Here is a 9,578-nt window from a genome sequence, read left to right as displayed (position 1 = left end):
CTATTCTGTATTCGGAATGGCTGGAGCACGTATCGAGCCTCCAGGATGTTCACTCTGTATGGGTAACCAGGCAGCTGTTAAGCAAAATGCATGGGTATTCTCTACATCAACTAGAAACTTTGATAACAGACTTGGTAAAGGATCACAAGTGTATCTTGGATCTGCTGAACTTGCAGCAGTGGTTGCACTTAAAGGTAAATTACCAACAGCATCTGAGTACCTTGAAATTGTTCAAAACAAGATCAAGCCAGAAATGTCTGATGATATTTACAAATACTTAAACTTTAACAAAGTTTCTAAAGCTGAACTTGAAGCGATGGTTGAGTAAACCTCGTACTTTTTTTCTTATTGTATCTCCTATGTTTTTAGGAGATACAAATTACTCCTATAACTCATATATACCAAATTCGCTTTACATCTCTCCTCTAAACTTTTCATTTAAATTAATAGGTACTATTGGAAATATTTTGCCATGGATTCACGACCAAATTTTTGAACAAGCATTCCTGCTGTTCCTCCTCTTTGATTGGCTATAGTAACATCAGCGCCTTTTTCTATAAGGAAGGCACAAAGTTCTGGCATATCATCCATCACTGCTTCCATAAGTGGCGTCCATCCTACACCATCTACCTTGTTGATATCAGCACCTTGCTCGTAAAGATACTCAACCATATCTCTTCTGTCACGTCTGATGGTAATATGAAGCGGGGTCCATCCGTATGTGTTTTGAATGTTAACATCCATGCCGTTTTCAAATTCTTTCTTAAATGCCTCTAAGTCATTGTCATAGACAATTTTTTCAAGTCTTATAAAATCTTCATCTGTCATAGTGATCTCCTAATTATTTGATAATATTATATTGTATCAGATAAAGTAATAATTATATATAGATGGATTCAAGTATTTGGTGTTATTAAAAGTAAAATTATAATTACTATAAAATTACGCTATAATGTCACATAATTTAAGCGTACATCGGTCAACGACTTCTATTTCCCCTCTGGGTACTACAATAAAAATAAAACAACTAACTTAGCCTAAGACCGACCTCATACCATAGATGGTAGGCTCGTTCAATAAGGTATACAATACATGTCATTTTCAAACTTGGGGTTATCAGCACCTCTTTTAAAAGCTATCAAAGCACAGGGGTACGATACTCCTACACCCATACAACAAAAAGCTATTCCTGTCGTTATAGAAGGAAAAGATGTTTTGGCTGCTGCTCAGACAGGTACGGGTAAAACAGCAGGATTTACACTTCCTTTACTTGAGAGACTTTCTCAAAAACAACCGCATATGCATGCAAAGCAAATACGTGCACTTGTCCTGACACCTACGCGTGAACTCGCAGCACAAGTAGCACAGAGTATCGAAGATTATGGTAAATATACGCCTTACCGTTCTACGGTTATTTTTGGTGGTGTGGGAATCAACCCTCAGCTGGCAACAATCCGTAAAGGTGTGGATATAGTTATCGCCACACCGGGTAGACTTTTAGACATAGCAGGACAAAAAGGAATAGACTTTTCTAAATTAGAATGTCTAATACTTGATGAGGCGGATCGTATGCTTGATATGGGGTTCATCCATGACATTAAAAAGCTTATGAAACTTATGCCTCAAAAGAGACAAACACTACTTTTTTCAGCAACATTCTCACCAGAGATCAAGAAGTTGGCATCAGGACTCCTTAAAGATCCTGTACTTGTTGAAGTGGCACGTCAGAACAAGACAGCTGATCAGATATCTCAAGTAGTTCACTTCGTAGATAAAGGAAGAAAGAGAGAATTGCTTTCTCAACTGATAAAGGCAAAAGACTGGAAACAGGTTTTAGTTTTCACACGTACGAAACATGGTGCCAATAAACTGACTAAACAGCTTGAAGAGTACGGTATATCTGCTGCTGCGATACATGGAAATAAAAGTCAGGGAGCTCGAACGAAAGCTTTGGCTTCATTCAAAGCAAATGAGATCCGTGTACTTGTTGCCACAGACATTGCAGCAAGAGGGATAGATATAGACCAGCTTCCACATGTGGTAAACTATGAACTTCCAAATGTACCGGAGGATTATGTTCACCGTATAGGTAGAACAGGTCGTGCAGGGCAGAGTGGTGAGGCAGTCTCACTTGTATGTGTAGATGAACATAAATTACTATTTGATATAGAAAAGTTCACTAAGTCAGAGATTCCAAAAGTGGAAATAGAAGCGTTTAAGCCAGACCCTAACATAAAAGCAGAACCTATACAAAATGGTAGAGGCGGTGGAAAAGGTCGTGGCAATGGTGGCGGAAACTCACGTAATAAACCTCGTAGCAACACTTCTCATGCAAACAACGGTGGTGGACATGATGGTGCCAGAAGTAACAGTAGAAATAGAAATCGTAACAGAAACAGATCAGAAGGATAGAACAGATGAAAAAAATATTTAAACTCACAGACGAGAAAAAACATGAAGACCGTGTACTTGAATCAGTAAAACATGACATTCGTAAGTATGTAAAACGTGAAAAGAAAAAGAAACTTGAAGATGCGAAGATGACATATTGGGATTTTGACTGTAAAGTTGGTGCAACTCCGGATACAGCAAAAGTAGTTGATTTTGATGAACTTATTAAAGAACTTGATACCGTCAAAGAAACTGGAGCTACAGAATGTTATGTTGAGATCCTCGCAAAAGTGGTAGATAAACCTATCAAAGAAGTGCCTGAATCCTCTGAATATGAAACTGAGTCATAAAGTATTAATATAAACCTTGTATTATTATATAAAAAAAGGATTTTAAGTATGCAGAAAATAAGTATAGTGCTACTACTTATGGGGTTAAGTATGATAGTGTCAGGATGTACTAAAACTTGGAATGGTGTTAAACAAGATTCCTCAAAAGCATGGGAAACATCTAAAAAAGCAGTGCACGACGCAACTGAATAGTGATCGTGTTTGAGGATAGACAATAGCAGATACTGCAAAGGCAACAACTAATGGCAAAAACAAACTACTCTTATGAAAAACGTGGTCGAGAACTCGAGAAACAGAAGAAACAAGAAGAAAAACGCCAGAAAAAACTAAATAAGAAAAATGATGATGTACAAGAGCCAGAGGTTGAGTCAGCACCATCTTCAGATAAGCCTATCGTAGAATAGTAGTAGAGAGAATTTTATTTTTTGATGGTTTGACAGTAGTTCTTGAATGTGAGAGTCTGTTTTTAAAATGTGTCAGCAGAGTCTTATGAGACTCTGTTACATCTTATAGATTGGTAGATTTTTCTTCTATGATTTTGAGATTTAGCCAAGATGGTGGATTGTAAAAATTAAGTTCACTTTGGTTCCAGTCACTTCTTTCACTATGACGAGTATGTAATATGTTATTGATCAGAGTGTATTGTAACCCTGTGATACTACTAATAAGATTTTTACCTTCATTTAACGCTTCTAAAACAGCTTCTTTACTTTTCATACGTTTCCTTTAAGCAAATTAATAAAAAGACCTATTAGTCTCTTTATTAAACTGTTTAAAATATGGACAGATCTCTCTGCCCATAGATAGTCTTAAAGACCAGTAACGTTTTCAGCTTGTAAGCCTTTTTCGCCTTTACCGATCTCAAAAGTAACCTTTTGACCATCGTTAAGAGAAACACGATCGTAACCGTTATTATTAATTTGACGATAATGTACAAATACGTCATCTCCGCCTTGTTCTTGTTCGATAAAACCGAAACCTTTTTCACTGTTGAACCATTTTACTGTTCCGTTTACTAATGTTGCCATTGTTATTCCTTTGGGTGTGTTTACACATCATTGCTGAAGTGCTTAAAATATAAAGTGGAGTGTTCTCATGGAGGATAATACTGGAAACATAAGGTTATCAATAAAAGTCAAGCCAAAGATGAAACTCTAAATCATCTTTCAATAGTGGTATTATAGCTGAATATTTAAATAATAGCAAATAATTATATATCTAGTAAAAAGTTATAGATAGGGATGTATATCCCTATCTACTTATTTAACAGTTTCTATATCTGTTGAGATGGTTTCAAAGTGATTGGTTGTAGTGTCATCAAGTGATTTCATAAGTGCAACTTCAGTCAGATCTACATCTTTGTAAAGATCTTGTGCAAAGCCATAAGACATTGTCTGATAAAGTAATGTTACCGTAATAGTATAATCAGCATCTGGTAGACTTAGCTCATAATCTACTGTGTCACTTCCACCAACAAAGTTACTATCATTAAGGGCTTCCCCATAAGCTTGAGCATTAGCAGGGGCAGTGTTTTTGAAACCTTTTGGTAGGATACGATTATCTTTGAGATATCTTGAAGCTTGCATAAATGTGTATGTCTGCTTACCATCAGTATCTGCCATGATCGGTTCATACACCTGTACTTCCATTGCATTATCGATCTTCTCATAGTGTTTTTCATATCCATCAGTATTATCGTCAACACCTATGATCTGTCCATTACTGTTAAATGCACCTGATTCAAATACACTCTGGTTAGCTGTATTTGTTATTTGGACATGTAGCCATGCTCGACGAGATGGTAAGCTGGTTGGGAATTTGTGACCACTGTGATTAGTGACTACGACAGAAAATTTAAGTGTGCCGTTTTCAAAGTTTGTATTTATGATATTGACATCGGCAGCAGCTTTAAGAAATACTCTAGTATCAGTAATGCTTTCGTCAAATCTTGCTGTATCAGCAATGGCACCCAATTTGGTACTGTTGTTCTTTATGATTTCAAGCATATACGTATTGGCACCAAGGAATTTATGCTGATGGAAATTTGGTCTCGGTGTGAGATTACTACCTTTAGTAGAGAGTATAACGCTGCCTTCTGTTGTTGGCATATGACACGCTTGACAGCTTTTTGCTGTGTTGATGTTTGAGTCGTTAAAGTCACTGTATTCCCATTCAGTATAAACAGCTTGCTCAGGAAAAGTCAAACCGTTTAGATTTCCTTGTGCATCAATAACGGGTGTATCGAGATTATGACAGGAAGCGCATAGTTTGGAGTCTTCTATATGTGTACTATATGTAGGTGTAAATTTAATATTAAAGTTGTCATTTGTCATTGGACCAGTAAGCGGGCCAGGGTAGGGACCATAGGCTTTACGATTATTATCTTCATTGTCAGCGATGACAAATTGACCAGAAAAACCTTCGTCTGTACCCAATTTTGGATCATTTTCAATCTGATGACAAAGAGTACAGCTCACCCCGTCTTTTGCCTCATTATAATGGATGTTATCAGGGTTAAGAAATCCATCACCTGACATTGAGATGGCATCACCAGTAAAACCGGCTTCAACATTGGCCATTGGCATATGACAACGGCTACACTTATCTTCAATAACATCTTTAAAATTCGGATTACGATTCACTTCACTGGCAACTTTTGCCAAGTAAAGAGGATCAATAGATGCATTCGCCATCATGGTACCTTGCCATGCTTTGACGATAGATACATCTGTGTCTGGATTAGTGCTTGTATCAGAAATCCCATCATGACATTGTGCACAGTTTTCTGAACCACTGAAGTGATCTGATTTAAAAGAAGTATCATGTACGATAGCATCGGGAAATATTGTCGCATTTACATCCATGGTATCACTGTCTGTTTCGCCACCATTATCTGTAACGGTAAGTGTAAGGGTATGGATACCTATAGTTGTTGGTATGTAATCAAAAGCAGGTGTAGTGGCTAAAACCGTACTATCTTCTTTCCATTCATAACTGTCAACACTTCCATCGGCATCACTTCCACTTCCTATGATATCGACTGTATCGTTCACATGTACAATTTTATCTTCTCCCGCATTTGCAACAGGTGGAATATTTTCTGGAGATGAAGTATCTCCATCATTGCTACTTGATCCACCTCCACAGGCGTTTAATAAAAGTAGAAAGACGATGCTAAATGTTAGAGAGATGAGATGTTTCATAGTGAATCCCTTGTTATAGTAATTCTAATTATAAATTAAAATTATTAACAAATGGTTTCATCTAGTATGAGAGATATGATGATTTTCTCTTATTTATTAGGAAAGAATAAAGGTATTTATAAAGAAGTTAACCCATGAGTACTTTTTTTAGTATCTCATGGTCTAATATGATTACTCTCCCTTAAGTAAAGGAGCCTCATTTATTGTATCTGCATGAAATTTCTCTTCATACTCATTACTCACTGTGAACATCAATTTAAGGTCAGAAGGACTGCTTGCATACTGATATGCTTGTTCCTCAGTGATTTTTTCTGCCAATGTAAGATCAAAAAGAGCACGATTGAAGGTGATAGAGTCGAAACTGCTACCTTCTTTTTCAATAGCATCAGGGATTTCATTGTCACGTTTACTTCGAATAAGCTCTTGGATTTGAGGACTTCTATACATTATCTCTACTGCAGGTATCATGTTTCCATCTATTCCTTGGATCAAGCGCTGAGAAATAACTGCTTCGAGAGTAGCTGCAAGTGATTCACGTATACGGTTTTGTTCATCGCTAGGGAATATAGCGATGAGTCTGTCAATGGTTTCTCTAGCATCTAATGTATGCACAGTGGAAAATACAAGGTGACCTGTATTGACTGCTCGTAAAATACTTTCAGCCGTGTCAATATCACGTATCTCACCAACAACAATAATATCCGGATCTTCACGCATTGCTGCACGCAATGCATTAGCAAAACTATTGGTATGTGTACCTACTTCACGTTGCTCAACGATACTTTCCGCATCATTATGTTCATACTCTATAGGATCTTCTATCGTAATAATATGACGATTATGTGTTTTATTTATCTCTTCAATAATAGTTGCAAGTGTTGTAGACTTTCCGCTTCCTGTTGTACCTGTAACGAGAACTAACCCACGTCGAAGATCTGTAAGTTTGTGTAAGGATGTTGGCAGGTTCAATTCTTCTATAGTTTTAATATAAGAAGGGATAAGACGTAAGGCTACAGCATAACCATCAAGATGCATATAAATATTGACTCTGAAACGGTACTCTTTATCAAGGGAATATGAACCATCATATTCCTTAGTCTCTCTAAAGTTTTGATATTCATCACCCGTTAATGCTTTAACGAGTGATACCATACTTTCTGCATCTACTGTTTCTTTCGATAAGAGAACAATGTCACTTTTTACACGGGCCCGAATTGGACTATTACTTTTTAAATGTAGATCCGCTCCATCTACATCAATTAACATGGTTAACCAAGCATCTAAACGTTCCGTAATATTCTTGTTATCAAATGACATATACTTACCCTTATTTTTTATCTATATATATTATACTACAGCTTATTAGCTTATATTATAGACAAAGATGAAGAAAATATATTTGTTTAGACCAGTATGTTAAAATACTTTCTTGTGTGGAAAAGGGATTCAATGACAATTATGAAATATATACTTTTTGCAGTAGTGCTGTTTGGCCTCTGGGTAACTGAACCATTATGGATGAAAACCAATACAAATACGACTACTTTACCTGTGGATAAACACATCACAGAGCAGGAAAAAGCAAGAGCTGAATTGCTTAGTGCGGAAGCTATGAAGCGGCAAGAATTGGAAGCAAAATTTGGTCAAAAACCATATGGTAAACACAGTACAGGTGTACCTTATTCAGTATATGAATATTGGAATAAAACACTTAAATACCCTGATTCTCTGGAAGAAGAAAGATGCTCTCCTGTCAGCGTGGGTGCTAAGGGATGGATAACAGTGTGCCGATATAGAGTAAAAAATAGTTCTGGATCTTTGCAATTGATGCAGGATACATTTATTATCAAAGATGGTGTCGCACATAAATAATAATCTAAAGGAATATAGTTCTTGGTGCTTCCTTATGGTGAGACTTGTTGTGAATAGTTTTTGTAGTAGGGGGGACGAAAATACTGTTCACCCCTCATCTTCATCAACATTCTTATTTGACAAAAAATTGACATTTATTTAGTATCATTTTTACATATCCAAAAAAGGAGACGGAATGTCTAAGAATGAATTAATTGAACAACAACTAAATGAAATACTTGAACGTTATCATCTAACATATTGGAAAAAAGAAGGATTAGAAGAATTAGCTATATATGCACGGAAAGAGAAAGAACACTGGGAATCCATAGATAATAAGCGTATGACACATGATATGAGTAGAATTATTGAATTATCTGAAACTTTGACTAAAACAGTTGAGGCATAAATATGAGAGACATACGAGATAAAATCATAGAGGACAATAAAGTTCTTGCAATTACCATAATTGTATTTGTAGCATACATTATTACTATGGTGATCTATAAGTAATAAGTGTAAAGTTTTTTCAATGTGACATAAATATGACACAGATAATGATACATTATGTTAATTCAAAGTTGGGAACTGAGAAATGAAAAATGTATTAAGGGATATTGCTACTTCTTGTAAAGAGGATAAGTTATTTACACTTCTTGTTGTAGGCACAAATATAATAATCTGTACTCTTGCTTGGATCATGCATACCTAATCACTTCTCATAACACAGTATCAAACTATATCAACTCACAACTATATGAGAGTTACCCCATAGGGTAGAGTATCTCTTCATGCACCTTGTCACAGGCTCTTAAAACTTCATCACTGAGTGTGAGATTCATGGCTGCTAGTGAAGCATCTAGTTGATCTGCATGTGTCGCACCAATGATAGTGGAAGCTACAAAATCAAACTGTTTTGACCAGGCGGTAGCCAATGTGACCGGATGCATACCTGCATCGGAGGCAATTTTTAAGTACTTTTGTGTAGAAGCCAGTGTCTTGTTATTCATAAAACGTTGCGCCATAAGACGCTGTCTTTGGCTAGGTGATTTCAAATAGGTCGCGAATCTTCCCTTTGCATCTTCAGGTCTGAGACCTTGATTATATTTTCCTGAGAGCACACCTCCTGCCAGTGGTGAGTAGGGGAGCAGTGAAACTTGTTCTTTTTGAGCAAGAGTAGATAGTTCATCTAAAAACCTACGGTTGAGTAAAGAAAAGTTGTTTTGTATGGATTCAAATCGTGCCAGTCCTTTATATTGAGAGGTCATCAACGCTTTGCTTGTCCCGTATGCAGTGTCATTGGAAGTACCCATGTAACGTACTTTCCCTGCTTTGACCAGTCTATCAAAGGCTTCAAGTGACTCTTCTATTGGTACGATTGTATCGGGCCAATGCATTTGATAAAGGTCAATGTAGTCTGTTTTTAGTTTTTTAAGACTTCCTTCTACAGCACGTTCGATATGAAAACGATCGATAGCAGTTAACCCATGACGGATAGGAGGAACAAACCAACCACTTGCGGCACCAGCAACCTTTGTAGCAAGGATAATAGAATCTCGAGGTTTTGTTTGCATCCATTCTCCAACCCACTCCTCCGTTATACCTGCCAATTTTGCATCCGGTGGAACAGGGTAGAGTTCAGCTGTGTCGTAGAAGTTAACTCCATGTTCATAGGCTTTGTCCATGATCTCAAAAGCTTCTTTCTTGTCACTCTGTGTTCCAAAGGTCATTGTCCCCATACAGATGGGGGAAACGCGAAGTCCTGTTCTTCCAATGTATCTAT

The 9,578-nt window shown here is 36.9% G+C and carries 13 protein-coding genes; 7 read left to right on the top strand and 6 right to left on the bottom strand.

The window, feature by feature from the left end:
- Window positions 1-328 (top strand): aconitase family protein (locus ABYK33_RS10500; RefSeq protein WP_373033146.1); only part of this gene is annotated, 328 nt, incomplete at its 5' end.
- Window positions 329-453: 125 nt separating this feature from the next.
- On the opposite strand, the gene ABYK33_RS10495 is transcribed toward ABYK33_RS10500, so the two are convergent.
- A complete protein-coding gene (locus tag ABYK33_RS10495; RefSeq protein ID WP_373033145.1) occupies window positions 454-828 on the bottom strand; it encodes an ankyrin repeat domain-containing protein in 375 nt (124 codons plus the stop codon).
- 264 nt (window positions 829-1,092) lie between these two features.
- Here ABYK33_RS10495 and ABYK33_RS10490 point away from each other — a divergent pair, with 264 nt between their 5' ends.
- The 4 genes from ABYK33_RS10490 to ABYK33_RS10475 are packed head-to-tail and all read left to right on the top strand — an operon-like array spanning window position 1,093 to window position 3,145.
- Window positions 1,093-2,412 (top strand): DEAD/DEAH box helicase, encoded by a 1,320-nt coding sequence (locus ABYK33_RS10490; protein WP_373033144.1) that lies wholly within the window; start codon window positions 1,093-1,095, stop codon window positions 2,410-2,412.
- 5 nt (window positions 2,413-2,417) lie between these two features.
- Window positions 2,418-2,741: a DUF6172 family protein gene (locus ABYK33_RS10485; RefSeq protein WP_373033143.1), complete on the top strand. Its 324-nt coding sequence runs from the start codon at window positions 2,418-2,420 to the stop codon at window positions 2,739-2,741.
- A gap of 48 nt (window positions 2,742-2,789) precedes the next feature.
- Window positions 2,790-2,933 carry an entericidin EcnAB gene (locus tag ABYK33_RS10480; protein ID WP_373033142.1) on the top strand — a complete coding sequence of 48 codons (144 nt, stop codon included), beginning with the start codon at window positions 2,790-2,792 and terminating at the stop codon, window positions 2,931-2,933.
- 50 nt (window positions 2,934-2,983) lie between these two features.
- Window positions 2,984-3,145: a hypothetical protein gene (locus ABYK33_RS10475; protein ID WP_373033141.1), complete on the top strand. Its 162-nt coding sequence runs from the start codon at window positions 2,984-2,986 to the stop codon at window positions 3,143-3,145.
- Window positions 3,146-3,248: 103 nt separating this feature from the next.
- Here the strand turns inward: ABYK33_RS10475 and ABYK33_RS10470 are convergent, their stop codons facing one another.
- The 4 genes from ABYK33_RS10470 to ABYK33_RS10455 all read right to left on the bottom strand — a co-directional run bounded on the left by ABYK33_RS10470 (window position 3,249) and on the right by ABYK33_RS10455 (window position 7,261).
- Window positions 3,249-3,458, bottom strand: a complete 210-nt coding sequence (locus ABYK33_RS10470; protein WP_373033140.1) for a hypothetical protein — start codon at window positions 3,456-3,458, stop codon at window positions 3,249-3,251.
- 92 nt (window positions 3,459-3,550) lie between these two features.
- Window positions 3,551-3,769, bottom strand: a complete 219-nt coding sequence (locus ABYK33_RS10465; RefSeq protein ID WP_373033139.1) for a cold-shock protein — start codon at window positions 3,767-3,769, stop codon at window positions 3,551-3,553.
- A 231-nt stretch (window positions 3,770-4,000) separates the two neighbouring features.
- Window positions 4,001-5,944, bottom strand: a complete 1,944-nt coding sequence (locus ABYK33_RS10460; protein ID WP_373033138.1) for a PKD domain-containing protein — start codon at window positions 5,942-5,944, stop codon at window positions 4,001-4,003.
- A 171-nt stretch (window positions 5,945-6,115) separates the two neighbouring features.
- Window positions 6,116-7,261: a type IV pilus twitching motility protein PilT gene (locus tag ABYK33_RS10455; protein WP_373033137.1), complete on the bottom strand. Its 1,146-nt coding sequence runs from the start codon at window positions 7,259-7,261 to the stop codon at window positions 6,116-6,118.
- Window positions 7,262-7,393: 132 nt separating this feature from the next.
- Between ABYK33_RS10455 and ABYK33_RS10450 the strand changes: the two genes are divergently transcribed.
- Together ABYK33_RS10450 and ABYK33_RS10445 are read left to right on the top strand one after the other, a co-directional pair.
- Window positions 7,394-7,816 carry a hypothetical protein gene (locus tag ABYK33_RS10450; protein WP_373033136.1) on the top strand — a complete coding sequence of 141 codons (423 nt, stop codon included), beginning with the start codon at window positions 7,394-7,396 and terminating at the stop codon, window positions 7,814-7,816.
- Between the two features lie 175 nt (window positions 7,817-7,991).
- Window positions 7,992-8,204 (top strand): hypothetical protein, encoded by a 213-nt coding sequence (locus ABYK33_RS10445; RefSeq protein ID WP_373033134.1) that lies wholly within the window; start codon window positions 7,992-7,994, stop codon window positions 8,202-8,204.
- A 355-nt stretch (window positions 8,205-8,559) separates the two neighbouring features.
- Here ABYK33_RS10445 and ABYK33_RS10440 read toward each other — a convergent pair.
- On the bottom strand, window positions 8,560-9,578 hold a 1,019-nt coding region (locus tag ABYK33_RS10440; protein WP_373033133.1), incomplete at its 5' end, for an aldo/keto reductase.

The sequence above is a fragment of the Sulfurovum sp. genome (assembly GCF_041562805.1).
Taxonomy (GTDB): domain Bacteria; phylum Campylobacterota; class Campylobacteria; order Campylobacterales; family Sulfurovaceae; genus Sulfurovum.
This window is presented reverse-complemented; position numbering and strand designations above follow the sequence as displayed.